The 18,668-nt window shown below is 51.4% G+C and carries 18 protein-coding genes; 11 read left to right on the top strand and 7 right to left on the bottom strand.

Translation table 11 applies throughout. The annotated features are described in order from the left end of the window. Positions 1 to 15 precede the first annotated feature (15 nt). From U6B65_09170 to U6B65_09145, 6 genes are all read left to right on the top strand, one after another. A complete protein-coding gene (locus U6B65_09170; protein ID WRS26514.1) occupies positions 16 to 1,320 on the top strand; it encodes a DUF512 domain-containing protein in 1,305 nt (434 codons plus the stop codon). Between the two features lie 308 nt (positions 1,321 to 1,628). Further along, on the top strand, positions 1,629 to 2,948 hold the full coding sequence (gene der, locus U6B65_09165; protein WRS26513.1) for a ribosome biogenesis GTPase Der: 1,320 nt from the start codon (positions 1,629 to 1,631) through the stop codon (positions 2,946 to 2,948). Between the two features lie 53 nt (positions 2,949 to 3,001). After that, entirely contained in the window at positions 3,002 to 3,649 is a 648-nt protein-coding gene (plsY, locus tag U6B65_09160) for a glycerol-3-phosphate 1-O-acyltransferase PlsY (protein WRS26512.1), read from the top strand. 89 nt (positions 3,650 to 3,738) lie between these two features. Next, entirely contained in the window at positions 3,739 to 4,038 is a 300-nt protein-coding gene (locus U6B65_09155) for a hypothetical protein (protein ID WRS26511.1), read from the top strand. A 3-nt stretch (positions 4,039 to 4,041) separates the two neighbouring features. Beyond that, positions 4,042 to 4,752, top strand: a complete 711-nt coding sequence (locus U6B65_09150) for an ATP-binding protein (protein ID WRS26510.1) — start codon at positions 4,042 to 4,044, stop codon at positions 4,750 to 4,752. Between the two features lie 105 nt (positions 4,753 to 4,857). Next, positions 4,858 to 5,556, top strand: coding sequence for an ABC transporter ATP-binding protein (locus U6B65_09145; GenBank protein ID WRS26509.1), 699 nt, complete (start codon positions 4,858 to 4,860; stop codon positions 5,554 to 5,556). A 357-nt stretch (positions 5,557 to 5,913) separates the two neighbouring features. On the opposite strand, the gene U6B65_09140 is transcribed toward U6B65_09145, so the two are convergent. After that, the gene (locus U6B65_09140; protein ID WRS26508.1) at positions 5,914 to 6,141 is read right to left on the bottom strand and encodes a hypothetical protein; all 228 of its coding nucleotides are present in this window, start codon (positions 6,139 to 6,141) and stop codon (positions 5,914 to 5,916) included. 104 nt (positions 6,142 to 6,245) lie between these two features. Between U6B65_09140 and U6B65_09135 the strand changes: the two genes are divergently transcribed. Both U6B65_09135 and U6B65_09130 read left to right on the top strand, forming a co-directional pair. After that, the gene (locus tag U6B65_09135) at positions 6,246 to 7,016 is read left to right on the top strand and encodes a type III pantothenate kinase (GenBank protein WRS26507.1); all 771 of its coding nucleotides are present in this window, start codon (positions 6,246 to 6,248) and stop codon (positions 7,014 to 7,016) included. Between the two features lie 58 nt (positions 7,017 to 7,074). Further along, a complete protein-coding gene (locus U6B65_09130) occupies positions 7,075 to 7,713 on the top strand; it encodes an ECF transporter S component (protein WRS26506.1) in 639 nt (212 codons plus the stop codon). A gap of 287 nt (positions 7,714 to 8,000) precedes the next feature. Here U6B65_09130 and U6B65_09125 read toward each other — a convergent pair whose 3' ends face one another. Then, positions 8,001 to 8,219: a sporulation initiation factor Spo0A C-terminal domain-containing protein gene (locus U6B65_09125; GenBank protein ID WRS26505.1), complete on the bottom strand. Its 219-nt coding sequence runs from the start codon at positions 8,217 to 8,219 to the stop codon at positions 8,001 to 8,003. 141 nt (positions 8,220 to 8,360) lie between these two features. On the opposite strand from U6B65_09125, the gene U6B65_09120 reads away from it, so the two are divergent. Further along, positions 8,361 to 8,669 carry a helix-turn-helix transcriptional regulator gene (locus tag U6B65_09120; protein WRS26504.1) on the top strand — a complete coding sequence of 103 codons (309 nt, stop codon included), beginning with the start codon at positions 8,361 to 8,363 and terminating at the stop codon, positions 8,667 to 8,669. Between the two features lie 487 nt (positions 8,670 to 9,156). Here the strand turns inward: U6B65_09120 and U6B65_09115 are convergent, their stop codons facing one another. The 5 genes from U6B65_09115 to U6B65_09095 form a co-directional block, all read right to left on the bottom strand. Next, the gene (locus tag U6B65_09115; protein WRS26503.1) at positions 9,157 to 9,480 is read right to left on the bottom strand and encodes an antibiotic biosynthesis monooxygenase; all 324 of its coding nucleotides are present in this window, start codon (positions 9,478 to 9,480) and stop codon (positions 9,157 to 9,159) included. A gap of 12 nt (positions 9,481 to 9,492) precedes the next feature. Beyond that, positions 9,493 to 10,200 carry a hypothetical protein gene (locus U6B65_09110; protein WRS26502.1) on the bottom strand — a complete coding sequence of 236 codons (708 nt, stop codon included), beginning with the start codon at positions 10,198 to 10,200 and terminating at the stop codon, positions 9,493 to 9,495. A gap of 42 nt (positions 10,201 to 10,242) precedes the next feature. After that, positions 10,243 to 11,490, bottom strand: a complete 1,248-nt coding sequence (locus U6B65_09105; protein ID WRS26501.1) for a glutamate-5-semialdehyde dehydrogenase — start codon at positions 11,488 to 11,490, stop codon at positions 10,243 to 10,245. 44 nt (positions 11,491 to 11,534) lie between these two features. After that, positions 11,535 to 12,332, bottom strand: coding sequence for a glutamate 5-kinase (proB, locus tag U6B65_09100; GenBank protein ID WRS26500.1), 798 nt, complete (start codon positions 12,330 to 12,332; stop codon positions 11,535 to 11,537). 236 nt (positions 12,333 to 12,568) lie between these two features. Then, complete coding sequence (locus U6B65_09095) at positions 12,569 to 13,003, bottom strand: NusG domain II-containing protein (protein ID WRS26499.1); 435 nt, start codon at positions 13,001 to 13,003, stop codon at positions 12,569 to 12,571. Between the two features lie 474 nt (positions 13,004 to 13,477). On the opposite strand from U6B65_09095, the gene U6B65_09090 reads away from it, so the two are divergent. After that, entirely contained in the window at positions 13,478 to 14,344 is an 867-nt protein-coding gene (locus U6B65_09090) for an AraC family transcriptional regulator (protein ID WRS26498.1), read from the top strand. Positions 14,345 to 14,917: 573 nt separating this feature from the next. After that, positions 14,918 to 18,463, top strand: a complete 3,546-nt coding sequence (nifJ, locus tag U6B65_09085; protein ID WRS26497.1) for a pyruvate:ferredoxin (flavodoxin) oxidoreductase — start codon at positions 14,918 to 14,920, stop codon at positions 18,461 to 18,463. Positions 18,464 to 18,668: the final 205 nt, after the last annotated feature.

The raw sequence follows: 18,668 nt of genomic DNA, 5'->3' as shown, positions 1-18,668 counted from the left end.
GGGGAGGTTTTTGGTATGTCAGTCAGGATCTGCGGGGCGCAGGAGGGCTCCATTGCCCAGCGTCACGGTCTTGGGGATGGCTTTATCCTGCATACCATCAACGGGCACTCCATCCGGGATGTATTGGATTACCGCTTTTATATGGTGGAGCGCCACCTTGTTATCGAGCTGAGCGATCCTGCGGGCCAGCCGGTTACCGTGAAAATCCGCAAGGGTGAATACGATGATCTGGGGCTGGAATTCACCACCTATTTGATGGACAAGCAGCATACCTGCGCCAATGACTGCATGTTCTGTTTTGTCAATCAAATGCCGCAGGGTATGCGGGATTCCCTTTATATCAAGGATGATGATAGCCGCATGTCCTTCCTCTTTGGCAGCTATGTCACTCTGACAAACCTGAAGGAAGAGGATATCCGGCGCATCATTAAAATGCGCATCAGCCCCATCAACATTTCGGTGCACACCACCGACCCGGTTCTGCGGGTGAAGATGATGAAAAACCGCTTTGCCGGTGAGGTTCTGCGGTTTATTCCCATGCTTACTGAGGCGGGCATCAAGGTCAACGCCCAGCTGGTGCTTTGCCCCGGCGTCAACGATGGGCCTCAGCTTGAAAGAAGCCTCTGTGATCTCTGCAAGCTGGCTCCCAATCTACAAAGTTTGGCGGTGGTGCCGGTGGGGCTGACCAGCTTCCGGGAAAAGCTGCCCCAGCTGCGGCTGTTCACCCCGCAGGAAGCCCAGCAGGTTGTGAGCCAGATTCAGGCGGTTGGGGATGAAATGCAGGCGCTCCATGGAGTGCGCATTGCTTATGCCGCCGATGAATTTTACCTCAAGGCCGGTCTGCCCATTCCGGATTCCACCTTTTACGGCGATTTTGAACAGCTGGAAAATGGTGTGGGTCTTGTTTCCATGCTGACCCATGAGTTTGAGATGGCATTGGAGGGGGAAGGGGAAACCATTTCTCCCCGCCGGATTACACTGGCCACGGGAACAGCGGCAGGCGGTCTGCTGGATAGATTGGTGAAAAAGGCCCAGTCTGCTTTCCCGGGGCTGGAGGCAGAGGTGGTGCCGATCCGCAATGATTATTTTGGCCCCACCATTACCGTTGCGGGGCTGGTTACCGGTACGGATCTTTGTGCACAGCTGGCAGGGCGGCCACTGGGGGATGAACTCCTGCTGCCCATGGCGATGCTGCGCCATGAAAAGGATCGCTTTCTGGATGATTACACGGTCCCACAGGTGGAAAAAGCACTGGGCTGTACCATTCGCCTGGTAGAGAACGATGGCTTTGACCTGTTGGATGCTCTGCTTGGCCGCTGACTTTCTTTTTGAAAAAGGAAAGTCAGCAAAGAAAAACCACATACTTTCTTTTTAGAAAAAAAGAAAGTATGCAAAGAAAAACCGCATCGTATTAAAGTAGGCAAGGAAACCCAGCTATAAATTAAAGTTTTCCTCCTCCTTTTGTGGGAAAACCCTCGCATAGGGATCGTCGGTGCCCCCCTTTGCGGCACTTCGTTTTTTAGGTAAAAAAAGGCGAAGCCTTTGTCATCGAGAGCGAAGAAAATGATTTTGCCGAGCCTATGCCCGACGAAAAAGGCGAAGCCTTCCCGTTTGAAAGGGGGATTATTATGGAAAAACCTGTTGTAGCCATTGTGGGCCGCCCCAATGTGGGCAAATCCACGCTTTTCAACAAGCTGGTGGGCCAGCGGCTCTCCATTGTTGAGGATACGCCCGGCGTGACCCGGGATCGGATTTACGCGCCCTGTAACTGGCGGAACAAGGATATTATGCTGGTGGATACCGGCGGTATTGAGCCCTATTCCGATGATTCTATGCTGGAGCAGATGCGCCGTCAGGCCCAAGTGGCCATTGACAGTGCGCAGGTGATTGTGATGGTTACCGATCTGCGGTCTGGGGTAACGGCCACCGATGCAGATGTGGCCTCCATTCTGCTCAAAAGCGGCAAGCCCATTGTGCTGTGCGTCAACAAGGCGGATAGTGTTGGCGAGCCGCCCATGGAATACTATGAATTTTACAATCTGGGCCTTGGCGATCCGGTGGCGGTTTCCGCTGCTCATGGCCATGGCACCGGCGATCTGCTGGATGCTGTCTTTGAGCACATTGATTTTGAGCACATGCCTGAGGAAGAGCCCATGGTCATCAAGGTGGCGGTGATTGGCAAGCCCAATGTGGGCAAATCCAGCCTGATTAACAAGGTGGCTGGTGAGGAACGGGCCATTGTTTCGGATATGGCAGGAACCACCCGGGATGCCACCGATACGGTAATAGAAAACGAATTTGGCAAATATATATTTATTGATACAGCCGGTATTCGCCGACAATCCAAGGTGGATGAGGCCATTGAGCGCTACAGCGTGCTCAGAGCCTATATGGCGGTGGATCGTGCCCATGTAGCAGTCATTATGATTGATGCCGAGGTGGGCTTTACCGATCAGGATTCCAAAATAGCCGGGTATGCCCACGAGCAGGGGAAAGCCTGTATTGTAGCAGTCAACAAATGGGATGCCGTTGCCAAGGAAACCAACACCATGCGGGATTACCAGCGGGATTTGGAGGATAACTTCTCCTTTATGTCCTATGTGCCCATTGTGTTTATTTCTGCCAAAACCGGCCAGCGTCTGGATAAGCTTTTCGAGACGATCAACCACGTGGATGCCCAGAATGCCATGCGTATTTCCACCGGTACCCTCAACGATCTGCTGGCTTATTCCACCGCCCGGGTGCAGCCGCCCTCCGATAAAGGCAAACGGCTCAAAATTTTCTATATGACACAGGCCTCCACCCGCCCGCCGACATTTGTTTGCTTTGTCAACCGGGCCGAGCTGTTTCATTTTTCCTACCAGCGGTATTTGGAAAACCAGATCCGTGAATCCTTTGGTCTCACAGGTACCCCGGTGCGTCTGATTGTGCGGGAGCGGGGCGAATAAGGGCTGTCAGCCGTTTCGGAGCAGACCCCCAAGGAAAGGCATGAGAAAATTCTATGTTCAGTACAGTCAATCTGGTTCCTATGGCGCTGTGCGCCCTGATTTCCTACCTGTTGGGAAGCCTTAACTTTGCCATTATTGTGGGGCATATTTATGCCAAAGAGGATATCCGCAACTACGGCAGCGGCAATGCGGGGATGACGAACATCCTCCGGACATACGGCAAAAAGCCCGCCTTCTTTACCGGTGCGGGGGATTTGCTCAAAGGCATCCTAGCGCTTGCCATTAGCCGGATTATCTTCCAGATGTCTGGGGTAGTCTTCATGGATTCGGGCTATTTTTCCGGCCTGTTTGTGCTCTTGGGGCACCTGTATCCTCTCTATTTCCGCTTCAAAGGCGGCAAAGGCGTTATGACCTCGCTGGGGATTATGCTGCTGGTTAACCCGCTGGTTTTTCTGATTGTGGTTGTCATCTTCGTTCCCATTGTGTTTATCACCCGGATTGTTTCATTGGCTTCTATTTTAGGGGCCATCGGCTTTCCGATTATTACCTTTGTTGTTCAGACTGCACTGGGGCGTCCGGCTTTGTATGAAACCCTCTGTGCCTTGGTTTTCGGCATTATCCTTCTAGCCAAGCACCATGAGAACATTGGCCGGCTGCTTAAGGGCACCGAAAACCGCTTCGGCAAGCCGGGGAAAAAGTAGCAGGTCCGGGGCATCCGCCCGCAGCGGCGCTGCGGCTGCAAGGTTCCCTTGCAGATTTCGGCTTTGCCGAAATGCGGATGCTCCCAGCTATGCAAAAGAGCTTGTTTACACCCAAAAGGAGGCTGCTGCCTCCTTTTTTTGCGGAAAGATTGCGCACAGAACCGTATTTCCATGCACCTTTGCCGGGTGGGGGGCAGAACAATCCAGTCACTTTACAAGGCAAGGAAATATTCACCATTTCCTCGGAAATGCAGCCGGAAACATTGCCGGAGAGTCAGCCATGTGTCAAGACTGATTTGCCTGTTAGCCGCAGTGAGCTAAAAAAATGGCTTGTCAGGCAGAGCCATGTGATGTATACTGATGAAACACATAGGATAAGGGTGATTTAAAATATGCAGCATATTATTGGATACATGCGCCGGGCCATACAGGATTATAAAATGATTTTGCCGGGGGATAAGGTAGCGGTAGGGCTCAGCGGCGGCAAGGATTCGGTGGCCCTGTTGGCCGGGCTGGAACGGCTCAAGCGCCATGTGGGGATGGATTTCGAGCTGGTTGCCATCACCCTTGACCCCTGCTTTGGCGGGGTGAATACCGATTACAGCCCCATTGAAGCCTTTTGCGAAAATCTGGGGATTGAATATATTTTAAAACGCACCGATATTGGGCACATTGTTTTTGATATACGCAACGAGCCCAATCCATGCAGCCTTTGCGCCCGTATGCGCCGTGGGCTTTTGCACGATACCATGAAGGAGGCAGGCTGCAACAAGCTGGCCTTGGGGCATCATTATGACGATGCCGTGGAAACCTTTGTCATGAACCTGTTCCATGAGGCGCGCATCGGCTGTTTTTCGCCAGTAACTTATATGTCCCGCAAGGATATCACCGTAATACGTCCGCTGGTTTTGGCTCCTGAGCGGGAGATTCGCCGGGCCGTTGCCAATGCGCAGTTCCCGGTGGTCAAAAGCCGCTGTCTGGTGGATGGCGCCACCAGCCGGGAGGATACCAAAAACTGGCTGGTTTCCATGGAAAAGGACATGCCGGGCATCACCAAGCGCCTGTTTGGAGCTATGAAGCGCAGCGGTATAGACGGCTGGTAATTTTAATAGGCTTCATCAATATTTCCCAGAAATTTGCGTATACTAACTTCGTGCTTGCCCTGCATGATGCAGAGGCGGAAGAATCGGGCAAAAGAGGGAAAAGCAATGAGTGCGCTGATTGAAATGAAAGAGCTTTGCAAGATATACAACACGGGTGAAAATGAGGTTCGGGCGCTGGATGGAATCTCCCTGACCGTGGAGCATGGGGAGTTTGTCTCCATCATCGGCCAGTCCGGTTCCGGGAAATCAACTTTGATGAATGTGATGGGCTGTTTGGATTCCCCCACCGGAGGCCAGTATTATCTGGATGGGCGGGATGTCTCAGCCCTGACCGATGATATTCTTTCCTCCATACGCAACCAGCAGATCGGCTTTATTTTTCAAGGCTTTAACCTGATTCCCAGCCTCAGCGCTGTGGAAAATGTGGAGCTGCCGCTTCTTTACAGGGGTTATGGCCGGGAACAGCGGCGCATCCTTGCTACAGAGGCCCTTTGCCATGTGGGGCTGGAGAAAAGGATGCTCCATCAGCCTGCTCAGATGTCCGGCGGGCAGCAGCAGAGGGTTGCCATTGCCAGAGCCATTGCCGCTCGTCCCCCTGTGATTCTGGCGGATGAACCCACCGGTAATTTGGATTCTCAGTCCGGTGCGGAGGTGCTGGCTATTTTGCAAACTCTGTGGCAGGAGGGGAAGACCATCATTCTCATTACCCATGACCCGGAAATGGCGCAGGTAACCAATCGCATCATTCGCATTCAGGATGGGAAGATTACGCAGGATTGCTTGAACCGCTCCCGCATCGCTTGAGATGCTGGGGCGTTTTACTTTTCTTTTTTGAAAAAAGAAAAGTAAACAAAAGAAAAACCATTTTCGATCGGCTAAAGGCTGGGATCAAAAGCAATAAGCCTTGCCTGTTGCCAAAGGGGACTTCGCCCTTTTCGCTTGATAAAGATTCACTCAGATAATTATGGTTGTGCTGCAACGAAGGTGATACCATCAAGTGGAAGGGTAAGAATCCTCGCTGGATGATTTCCGACGAAAGAGGCGAAGCCTCCCTTGGCGATTCTTTGCATCCTTTCTCATTGTGGAGAAAGGATGTGCCCGCCGCGCGGCATGAGCGAGGGAGCGAAAAACATAGACCCATAAAAGTCACTACACACAATTTTATGGGTTTATAACAAAGCCGTATGCACTGCTTTCAGCTTGTTCAAGAAGTCCCACTGGGACTTCTTGAAGGATAGCTTTGTTTAAAAAAGAAGCCTGTACTTTCTTTTCCCTTGCAAAAGAAAGTACCAAAGAAAACGGCTTTTTATTAAGAATTCCACTGGCTGCGGCCAGTGTCCAAAGGCGCTGCCTTTGGACACCGCAAACCTTTAAAAAGGTTTGATCCAAACTTTACTTATGTTCTTTGACAATGTGAAAGCAGTATGCACCGCTTTTATTTTGTGCTATAATAGCATAGACCAAGCAATTCCTTTGCAGGAGGCCTTTGAATTATGATATTGGCAGTGGATATCGGCAACACCCACATCAAGGTTGGTGCCTTTGATAACGAGCGGCTGGTTTTTGTTTCCCGCCTGCAAACCAACCGTCTTAAAACAGAGGATGAATACGCAGCCAATCTGGTGGATATTTTCCGCCTGAATGACTGCAATTCAAACCAATTTGATGGGGCTGCCATTTCCTCGGTGGTACCGCCGCTTTCCACCACCATACGCAGTGCGGTGGAAAAGGTAATCCGCTCCCAGCGGGTTTATCTGGTATCCCCCGGCATCAAAACCGGGCTTAATATCAAAATCGATAACCCCTCCACTCTTGGCTCTGATCTGGTTTGCGCAGCGGTTTCGGCCCAGTCCAGATATTCCCTGCCTTGCATCATGATCAGCATGGGAACAGCCACAGTTATCACGGCCATTGATCGGGAGGGCTATTTCAGAGGTGGTGCCATCACAGCGGGAATCAACATTTCGCTGGAGGCTCTTTCCCTGAATACTTCCCAGCTTCCTCACATCAGCCTTGAATCGGTTGAAAGCATCATCGGCTCCAATACAGTTGATTCCATGAAATCCGGTGCGATTTATGGGACAGCCAGTATGCTGGATGGGATGATTGCCCGGTTTAAGCTGGAGGTGGGTGAGGATGCATCGGTGGTGGCGGATGGCGGGCTGGCACAGTATATTATCCCGCATTGCCATGAGGATATTATATTGGATGATGCGCTGGTGCTGGATGGTTTGCGCCTGATCTACAAGAAAAATGCAAAGTGATTGTGGGGAATAAATGCGCTGCATCCTGAGGAGGGAGCGGCAGCAAGGAGAGTTTTCCATGATAAACAAGAAAAATCTACGCAGCTTTGTTCAGTTTTCTGTCCTGTTGGCTCTGGAGGCCATCGTCTGTTTCACCCCACTGGGGTCACTGCCGGCGATCGGGCCGATGGTCGCCACCCTTTCCGCCATTCCGGTGATTATCACTGCCATTATGCTGGGCACCGGATGGGGCAGTCTGATGGGCTTTTTCTTCGGACTTTTCAGCTTTTTGGTCTGGACTTTTACACCCCCCAGCCCGATTGTTGCGTTCCTTTATACACCCTTTTATTCGGTGGGTGATATTGCGGGCAACTTCTGGAGCTTGGTGATCTGCTTTGTACCCCGTATCCTGATTGGTACGGTAACTGGTTTGGTTTATGGCCTGCTTTCCAAAAGGATGCAGGGGAATGCCAAGAAGGATGCCGTGGTTTATGGGGTCAGCGGTGTTTTGGGCAGCCTGACCAATACCTTTTTGGTGTTGGGTGGGGTATACATTTTCTTCGGCCGGGATTATGCTGCCGCCATCGGCCAAGGCTTTGAGCTTTTGCTGGGCATTATGGGGAGCATGATTCTGCTCAATGGCCTGCCGGAGGCAGTTTTAGGGGGGCTGTGTGCCTTCTTCCTCTGCCGGGCGCTGAAAAAGCGTGAGGTTCGCTGAGATACCAAAGGGCATACAGGGCGGGAAAACACAATACATGCGCATAGAGAACATACAGGGCACCGGAGTGTGTAGACAAAAGTCCACACACTCTGTGGGGGGCATCCAATGCCCCCCATATTCCCCCCGGATTGCGCCTCTAAGGCGCAAAAAGCGGTATTCCTTCGTCGAAATCAATTCGACTGCGGAAGAATTACGAATAAAAAGGCATTTTTCGTTGCCGTATTTATTTATACCTATAGTTAGAGGGCGCCGGAATGAATCCGGCGCCCTTTTTTGTTGGAAATCTATTGTTTTTTGATCTGCCCGGCGGCACGGCGGATGAATTCTTCCGGTGTGGGGGCGGCGCTATCCATAGACAGCCTTGCCTGCATGGCTTTTTCCGATTGGGTTTTGTTTGGACTTTGGTAGGCATAGTCAAGAGCGGCCTGCATGTCCCTTTTCACATCAGCGGCGGTTACGCCATGCTTTCGGGCAATTTTGCGATAAATGCTTCTCATACTCATAATCTACATTCCCCTTATATCTAAATGATATCTTTGTTTAAACCATTATATATTATTTGATCGTCCGTTTCAATGATAAAAACTTATTTATTCGTCCGAATTAGCTCATAATATCTATTAGAATTAGATATGGGTGAGGATATGGACGAAAAATTTATACGAAATAGAATTAGTCAGCTACGAATGCAGAAGAACGTATCAGAACGCAGTATGAGCATAGAATTGGGTCATAGCCCGAGTTATGTTCATAGTATTATTTCTGGGAAGGCTTTGCCTTCTATGGCGGAATTTCTTTATATCTGCGAGTATTTCGGGATTTCCCCAAAAGAATTTTTTGATGTGGAAAATTCGAACCCAACGTTGCTTCGTGAGGTTATAAAGGATTTGAGCAGTCTGGAAGAAAAGCAGGTAAATAGCCTCCACGAAATCATTAAGGGGCTAAAAAAATAGAGCCAAGCGGCCTGCCTGTGCAGGTGCCTAGACTCTGGTGAAAGAAATTGTGTTGACAAAAAGTTGGGAATGGCGTATCATAAAAATAACGAGAAGCTCCTATAGACGGTTGCTTCCTCATATGTGTTTAAAGAGATAAACTGCACAGTTGGTAGCCGGGCGGTTTATTTCTTTTTATGTACAATTGTGAGCACCAAGGTGCACACGCCAACGACAACCAATGTAAATTGCATCAGGTCACCGAATGTGATGTACAGAAAGCATCTCCTCCTTTCTCTGCGCTGGGCGCAGGGATGGGGGAGGAGGCAAAAAGAAATTCCTGCATCCTCTCTGAATTTGCATTCTTCAAGGAAGCAGCCGCCTATCACCGTCTGGATCAAGGGATCATGATACAGAGCTTCTCGTCTTTCTCACAATACCATATTTTTCCTCCCAATACAAGAAAAAGAAAAAAGGAGCTGTCGTTGACAGCTCCTTTTGCTCGTTGCTATTTCTTTGAAAATTCATTGTCGTATTCGACCTTGCAGATGCGAATGGTATAATCCTCATACCATTTGGCCCGGCCACCGGCCTTGGCCTGCATATGCAGGGTGTCGTGCTTCCATTTTTCAATGTTTTCCAAACTGGCCCAATAGGAAACTGTGATGCCGATTCCATCGGAACCTCGGACACTGTCGATTCCCAAAAAGCCCTCCTGCAATTCCGCCTTCATAAGCATCTGCCGAGCCATTTCATCATAGCCGTTGTCGCCGGAGCTTCGCTTGGATTTAAAAATGACAGCATAATAAGGCGCATCAAATATTTTTTTCACTACAAAAGCTCCTTACCGGGCATCGGGGTTATATTCTGCCAGTAGACGGGTATTTTCTTCCGAAGGAAGGTCACGAACCGCCACCAGCTGGTAATCGTTTTTAACCTTACGCATCACATAAGTGGAAAACTTATCCGGTTTGCGGGCGTTTTTGTTGCCCACAAAATCGGTGGTCCATGCCGTATCAGGTGGGATATAACCCACAGTCAGGTTATAAAACTCCTTATCCCGCTGAATATCCACCACCACCGGGGAATAAACAAACAGATCGCCGGTTACCGGTACATAATAGGAGGCAGTCTCCGGATCGTAGGTATAGGGGGAAAGGTAATCGCCAAAGGATTTGTGCTCCAGCTTGACCTCAGGCCCCAGCAGCTTGGAGGCCGCTACATCCAGATCGGAGGCGGGGATGGTCAGGGTGGCATTTTCGCCCATAACAAAGGTGCTGCCCTTTTCACCGGAAAGAGTAGCCCACATGCTGTACTGCAAAAGAGAGGTGGGGTCCAGATCGGTGGCTTTCTCAAAGGGCACCGGGTTGAACATAACAACCGGGCGGATCAGCCTTTCGAACATGGTTTTTTCCTTGGAGTTATCCAGCATCCGGGTGGTTAACCCAATGCTGCCCACCACAATGGTGATCACCCCGATCAGGGCTATGAGAATGAAAACGCCGCCAATGGGTGCGGCATAACGCCTGCGGCGTTTCTTGTGTATTTCCATGGTTATATCGCTCCATTCTGCCGCCGGGATCAAAGGCCATTTCTAACGAATCTGGCCGTTCCCGGTAATGATGTATTTGTAGCTGGTTAAATGGGTCAGCCCCATGGGGCCTCTTGCGTGCAGCTTTTGGGTGGAAATGCCCAGCTCGGCGCCCAGCCCGAACTCTCCGCCATCGGTAAAGCGGGTGGAGGCGTTGACATATACAGCGGCGCTATCCACCCGGCTGGTGAACAGGCGGCTTGCTTTTAGGCTTTCCGTAATAATCGCCTCGGAATGGCGGGTGGAATAACGTTCAATGTGCCGGAGTGCCTCTTCAATATCCGGAACCACACGGATTGCCAGAATATAATCATCGTATTCGGTGGCAAAATCCTCTTCTGTGGCTTCCAGCACCGAGGCGCCTAAAATGGCACGGGTTTGGGGGCAGCCCCGCAGATCCACGTTGTGGGCATCCAGCCGCTGTTTCATCATGGGGAGGAATTCGGCCGCCACAGCCTCGTGGCAAAGCACCGTTTCACAGGCATTGCACACGCTGGGGCGGGAGGTCTTGGCGTTGTCTGTAATAGAAGCCGCCATTTCCAGATCAGCGTCTTTATCAATGTATATATGGCAGTTGCCCAGCCCGGTTTCAATAACGGGAACCCGGGCATTTTCCACCACCGAACGGATCAGCCCGGCACCCCCACGGGGAACCAGCAAATCCAGATAGGCGGTGAGGGTCATCAGCTCTGCGGCGGATTGACGGCTGGTATCCTCAATGAGCAGGATATAATCGGGATCAAAGCCCGCTTCTTCCAACGAGTGGCGCATACTGTCAACCAGCGCTTTGTTGGAGTGAAAAGCCTCCCGGCCTCCCCGCAGAATGCAGGTGTTGCCGGATTTCAGGCACAGAACAGCGGTATCCACCGTTACGTTGGGGCGGGCCTCATAGATAATACCCACCACGCCGAAGGGGACGGTTACCCGGAAAATTTGCAGGCCGTTGGGGCGATTCTGCCCATCCAGCACCCGGCCCACCGGTTCGGGCAAGGCAGATACCTCATGGATGGCAGCCACAATGCCTTCCATCCGCTGGGGGGTCAGGCGCAGGCGATCCTGCATAGCGGTGGACATGCCGTTTTGGCCCGCTTCCTCCAAATCCAGCTCATTGGCCCGGAGTATGGCTTCGATGTTTTGAGAAAGGCCCAGCGCAATGGCCGCCAGCGCTCTGTTTTTTTCTCCCTCTGGAAGCTGCGCAAGAGATATAGAGCTGGCCTTGGCCCGGGCTCCCAGTTGTTCGGTGGCAGTCATGCCGATCCCTCCTAGTTAATCATGTAGTTTAGACCGTGTATGCGTTATGAGCGGGGCTGTGCCATGAAATGGGTTCCATGGGGCTTGCCTTCCAGCAAGTCGTAAAGGATTTTTGGGTTTTCGCCGCAGACGATGGCCATATCCACGCCGTTTTGCGTAGCAATTTCCGCTGCGTGAATTTTGGTGATCATGCCGCCGGTTCCCCGGTTGCTTCCCACGCCGCAGGCCATGCTGCGAATGCTGTCGTCAATGCGCTCCACCACCGGAACCAGCTTGGCTTCTGGGTTGACTCGGGGATTATCGGAATAAAGCCCCTCAATGTCGCTGAGGATAATGAGAAGATCGGCGCCGATAATCTGAGCCACAATGGCTGAAAGGGTATCGTTATCTCCAATTTCAATCTCTTCGTAAGAAACGGTATCGTTTTCGTTGACAATGGGGATGACTTTCATGGCCAGCAAGCGGTCAAAGGTGTTGGTTACATTTTGCTTGGGGTGCTCATCGTTGATGATATCCTTGGTCAGCAGAACCTGTGCCACGGTGCGGTTGTATTCACTGAACAGGTTATCGTAAAGATACATCAGCTCACATTGGCCCACAGCCGCTACAGCCTGACGGGAAGGGGTATCCTTTGGTTTGCCGGGCAGGCCCAGCTTACCCACGCCCACCGCCTGTGCACCAGAGGTGACCAGAATGATCTCCCGGCCGCTGTTGGCCAGATCGGCCAGCACCTTAACAAGGGATTCCATCCGGCGAATGTTCACTAAACCTGTATCGTGGGTCAGGGTGGAGCTGCCCACCTTGATGACTATTTTCTTTGCATTTTCAAAACAGTTTGACACTGTTATTCCTCCTGAATCGGGTGGGTTTCCCCTTGGGGAATCGCTGGGAAGATAGGGGAGGGCATTGCCCTGCTGTCTCCCGCCGGCCTCGCAGGCCGCTATACCTCGATTGTATGATCCATTTCAAACTGGCTTAAGTATAACAGAATCCCGCCCTTTTCACAAGTTTCATTTGCAGGATTTTGTCGACTGCACAGCATAAGCTGTTCTGTCCTGGCAAGGCGGGGCGGAAGGCCTCACCGGCCCGGCCGTTCCCCGCCCCAATGGGGCGTGGAAGCCGCCAGAGGCGGCAAAGAACCGGCAACGCCGGTTCCGGCCGGGCCTGACTGGGCAATCACCGCTGCCACCCGGTTGGGCAGGCAGACCACGCTTTCTCCCTCTTGGGAAATCCAGCCTGTTTTTTCACATAGGTGGTCGGGGCAGTCCACATCCACAAACCGCAGCTTTCCCCCGGATATTTCCAGCGAAACCGGCACACCGTATTCCTCGGCAAGGTCAATGCGTCTGACGGTGGAATCCAGCTTGAGGGCCATAACCGCCTGGTTGCCAATATAGAGTTGAGCAGTTGCACCTGCCGGGCGCTGGTACTTCCACCAAAGCAGCCCGCAGACCAGCACCAGCAGAAGCACCAGCTCCTGCCAGCGAAGAAAAGGCCGCTGTTTCTTTTCCATAGGGAGACTCCTTAAATAAGATAAGTTTATTTGATTTTTCCCTGTCGGGAGGATAATTATATAAGAATAAAAGGCTCTGCCTGCCGCCAGAGGAGGCTTTTTTCTTTGATGCCTTTCTTTTTCAGCTAAAAAGAAAGGCATTGCCTGTGCGGCATAAATAAAAGAAAACCACGGGTTTATCCCCACCGGAGGCTGGAGGGGGTTCATGGGGGAACGAGTTCCCCCATGAGGCGCTTCGTGGCTGAAGCCCTGCGAAAGCCACTTGTGCATTTTCCGCAGAAAATGCAAGCGACTGAAAGGATGTGCCAACCGCACGGCATGAGCGCGGAAGTAAGAAAAGTGGGATTTGTAAAGCCATGGAAAGCAATTTTATGGTATAATAAAAAACAAAAACAAACGGGCTCTCTGAATCCGGCAGAAAATCAGAGGAAGGAGCTTACAAAAAAGAGTAGCCTATTGGTGGAGGTTGATGGTATGGATTGGGTCTCTCAACTGAACAGTGCACTGCGATATATTGAGGATAATCTGGATTCGGAAATCCATCTGGAGGAAATTGCCCAGATTGTCTGCTGCTCCGGCTTTCATTTCCAGCGGATGTTTTCCTATATGGCGGGGGTGCTTCTGTCTGAGTATATCCGCAGGCGCAGAATGACCAGAGCCGCTTTTGATTTGCAGAACAGCGAGGATAAAATCATCGATATTGCCCTAAAGTATGGTTATGATTCCCCCACCGCTTTTAACCGTGCCTTTCAGAGCATACACGGGATCTCGCCTTCCGGAGCACGGCAAAAGGGTGTCAGCTTGAAAGCCTACCAGCCCATCAGCTTTAAAATTACCATACGAGGTGAAGCTGAAATGAATTACAGCATTGTGGAAAAAGAAGCATTCCGTATCGTAGGCCCCAAAATAAGCTGCCCCTGGAGCCCGGAAAAGCAAGAAGGCTTTTCTCTCATTCCCCAGTTCTGGGCCCAGCAGCATCAGGAGGGAATTGTTCCCAGACTGTGCACAATTATGAATCAGGAGCCCATGGGTGTTCTGGGTGTTTGTGTGGGCGACTGGCAAAAAGAAGGCCGCTTTGATTATTACATTGCGGTTTCCAGCAGTCAGCCTGTTTTAGAAGGCACGGAAGAATACCAAGTGCCGGCTGGAACGTGGGCGGTTTTTGAATGCAGAGGCGCCATGCCTTTCGCTATACAAAGAATGCAGGAGCGCATTATGACCGAGTGGCTGCCGGGCAGTGGCTACCGGTATGCTAATGCCCCGGATATCGAGGTCTACACCGATGGCGATCAATCCAGCGAGGATTATCTCTGCTATATCTGGGTGCCGGTTGAAAAATAATGCAAAAGGGCTTGCCAAAAGCCGAGAGCGTAGCGCATAGCTATGCTCTTTGAGGGTGTAGACAAAAAGTCTACACCCTTTATGGGGGGCATCCAATGCCCCCCATATCCCCCCCGGATTGCGCCGCTCCGGCGCAAAAAGTGGGATTCCTGCGTCGAAATAAATTCGACTGCGGAAGAATTACGCATCAAAATCATAAAGCTTTCAAGTTAAAGGCAATTATATCTACAGTCTGAAGAGCGTAGCGCATAGCTATGCTCTTTTTTTATAGAAAAAAGACGTAAAAACAGTTTACCCGCTTTTGGAAAGGCTGTCAATTAAATGGCGCTCAAAGATGTAGGCAAGATGTCAGAAAAAAACGGCATGCATGTCATTACAAATTTCGCATGTTAATCTTTACTTTTCAGGTCAAAGATGGTAATATCTAAGAAGATTCGTCCAATATTGTTATAATCTCCTAAAAATTGCGATATGGGCGTTAGGGGCATTTTGCATCGCCTCACATTGTTTATTTTTTATCATTACTTGTTAGGTAAGAAATGCTGAACACACAGAGGGAGGAAAATTTTAGAAATGGCAAGAAAAATGAAAACCATGGACGGCAACACCGCTGCGGCGCATGTATCTTATGCGTTTACAGAAGTGGCTGCCATTTATCCCATCACCCCATCTTCCAACATGGCGGAGGCCGTTGATAAATGGTCTGCATCTGGGCTCAAGAACATTTTCGGCCAAACCGTTAAGGTTGCCGAAATGCAGTCTGAGGCAGGTGCCGCAGGTTCGGTTCACGGCTCTTTGGCAGCCGGTGCTCTGACCACCACCTACACCGCTTCTCAGGGTCTTCTGCTGATGATCCCCAACATGTATAAAATGGCTGGTGAGCTTCTGCCTAGCGTTATGCATGTTTCTGCCCGTGCCCTCGCTTCCCACGCTCTTTCCATCTTTGGTGACCATTCCGACGTTTACGCCTGCCGCCAGACCGGTTACGCCATGCTGGCTTCCAGCAGTGTGCAAGAGGTTATGGATCTGGGCGCTGTGGCTCACCTTTGCGCTATTAAGGGCCGGGTGCCGTTCCTGCATTTCTTTGATGGCTTCCGCACTTCTCATGAGCTGGATAAAATCGAAGTCTGGGATTACAAAGATCTGGCCGAGATGGTGGATATGGACGCTGTGGATACCTTCCGCAGAAAAGCCCTTAACCCCGAGCATCCCATCCAGAGAGGTACCGCTCAGAACCCTGACATTTTCTTCCAGGCAAGAGAAGCCGGCAACAAGTTCTACGATGCCCTTCCTGCTATTGTTGAAGACTATATGGGTCAGGTCAACAAGAAGATCGGCACCGATTATGCTCTGTTCAACTACTATGGCGCTCCCGATGCCGAGCATGTAATCATTGCCATGGGCTCTGTCTGCGGCGCTATTGAAGAGACCGTTGATTACCTTGCTTCCAAGGGTCAGAAGGTGGGTCTGGTCAAGGTTCGCCTGTATCGCCCATTCTGCGCTGACAAGCTGATTGACGCTATCCCTGATTCGGTCAAGACCATCTCTGTTCTGGACCGCACTAAGGAGCCCGGTTCTCTGGGTGAGCCCCTGTATCTTGATACTGTGCTGGCTCTCAAAAACTCCAAGTTTGATGCTGTTCCTGTATACTCCGGCCGCTATGGTCTGGGTTCTAAGGATACCTTCCCCGGCGATGTTCTGGCGATCTACAAGAACGCAGAGGCCGGTGAGAAGAAGCGCTTCACCGTTGGCATCACCGACGATGTAACCTACCTCTCCCTCGAAGCCAAAGAGCATCCCAACACCGCTCCTGCCGGCACCACCAGCTGCAAGTTCTGGGGTCTGGGCGCAGACGGTACTGTTGGCGCCAACAAGAACTCCATCAAAATCATCGGTGACCACACCGACATGTATGCACAGGCTTATTTCTCCTATGACTCCAAGAAATCCGGCGGTGTTACCGTTTCCCACCTGCGGTTCGGTAAATCCCCCATTAAGTCCACCTACCTGATCAATCAGGCGGATTTTGTGGCCTGCCACAATCCTTCTTATATCGGTAAGTACGATATGATCTCCGACTTGAAGCCCGGCGGCACCTTCCTGCTGAACTGCGGCTGGTCCATGGAAGAGCTGGAAGCTCATCTGCCCGGCGATAACAAGAAATACATTGCCGACAACAACATTAAGTTCTACACCATCGACGGTGTTGAAATTGCGAAGGAGCTGGGTCTGGGCGGCCGTGTCAACACCATCCTCCAGTCTGCTTTCTTCAAGCTGGCCAGCATCATCCCCGCTGAGGATGCTGTTAAGTATATGAAGGACGCTGCTACCGTTTCCTACGGCAAGAAGGGCGAGAAGGTTGTCGCCATGAACCACAACGCCATTGACCGCGGTATGACCGGCGTTGTTGAAGTCAAGGTTCCCGATTCCTGGAAGACCGCTTCCGGCGGCATCCAGCACCAGAAGGCTGTTGGCGAGAACAAGGATCTGATTGACTATGTCAACAACATCCTGATCCCTGTCAATGCTCAGAAGGGTGATACCCTGCCTGTTTCTGTATTTGACGGCCGTGAAGATGGCCATGTGCCTCTGGGCTCCTCTGCTTTTGAGAAGCGCGGCATTGCCATTGATACTCCCTGCTGGGTTCCCGAAAACTGCATCCAGTGTAACTTCTGCGCCTATGTCTGCCCTCATGCCGTTATTCGTCCTATGGTTCTCACCGAGGAAGAAGCTGCCAAGGCTCCTGCCGGCACCAAGCTGGTGGATATGACTGGTATGCCCGGCCTGAAATTCGGCATGACTGTTTCTGTTCTGGACTGCACAGGCTGCGGCTCCTGCGCTAATGTCTGCCCCGGCAAGAAGGGCCTCAAGGCTCTGGAAATGAAACGTCTGGATACTCAGCTTGAGCAGCAGGAAGTCTTTGCTTATGGCTTCAATGCTTCCGAAAAGCCTGAGGTTCTTGAGAAGTTCAAAGAAACCACTGTTAAGGGCAGCCAGTTCAAGCAGCCCCTGCTTGAATTCTCCGGCGCCTGCGCAGGCTGCGGCGAAACTCCTTATGCCAAGCTGGTTACTCAGCTCTTCGGCGATCGGATGTATCTGGCTAATGCCACAGGCTGCTCCTCCATCTGGGGCGGCTCCTCTCCTTCCACTCCTTACACCACCAACCGCAGCGGCCAGGGTCCTGCATGGGGCAATTCCCTGTTCGAGGATAACGCCGAGTATGGTTATGGTATGTTCCTGGCTCAGTCCGCTCTGCGCGGCAAGCTGATCACCAAGGTAACCGAGCTGGTTGCTTCCACCGATAAGGCCGATATTAAGGCTGCCGGTGAAGAATATCTGGCCACTCAGGCAGATGGCAAGCTCAACGGTGCTGCCAGCAAGAAGCTGATTGCTGCTCTGGAAGCCTGCGGCTGTGAAGAAGCCAAGGATATCCTCAAGGATAAGGATTATCTGGCCAAGAAATCCACCTGGATCTTCGGTGGCGACGGCTGGGCTTATGATATCGGCTACGGCGGTCTGGATCATGTTATCGCTTCCGGCGAGGATGTAAACATTCTGGTATTCGATACCGAGGTTTATTCCAACACGGGCGGCCAGTCCTCCAAATCCACTCCTACCGGTGCTGTGGCGCAGTTTGCTGCTGCTGGTAAGGATATCAAGAAAAAAGACTTGGCTGCAATGGCTATGAGCTATGGCTATGTCTATGTGGCTCAGATTGGTCAGGGCGCCGATTACAACCAGTGCCTCAAGGCTTTCAACGAGGCCGAGAGCTACAATGGTCCTTCCATCATCATTGCTTACGCTCCTTGCATCAACCACGGCATCAAGGGTGGTATGGGCAAGAGCCAGACCGAGATCAAGAGCGCTGTAGCTTCCGGCTACTGGCACCTGTTCCGGTTTGACCCCCGCAACACTCTGGAAGGCAAGAATCCCTTCATGATGGACAGCAAAGCCCCCACCGCTTCCTATAAGGACTTTATCCAGAGCGAAGTTCGTTACAGCGCTTTGGAGCGTGCCTTCCCGGATCGTGCAGGCGAGCTGTTCACCAAGGCTGAGAAAACCGCTACGGATAAATACGAGCACCTGCTGCGGCTTTCCAAGCTCTATGATGTGGAATAAGATTTAGCTTCTGTTCCCAACCTGTTATATACTGCAAAGGAACCGGCCTTTAGGGCCGGTTCCTTTTAATTTAACAAACCATATTTAATTTAAAGAAGATGTGTTTTTATCCATAATTATTCCGCTTTTTGCGCTGTAGCGGCGCAATCCGGGGGGATTAAGGGGGGCATTGGATGCCCCCCATAGAGCGTGCAGACAAATATCT

It is taken from the genome of Oscillospiraceae bacterium MB08-C2-2, assembly GCA_035621215.1.
Taxonomy (GTDB): domain Bacteria; phylum Bacillota; class Clostridia; order Oscillospirales; family Ruminococcaceae; genus WRAV01.
This window is presented reverse-complemented; position numbering and strand designations above follow the sequence as displayed.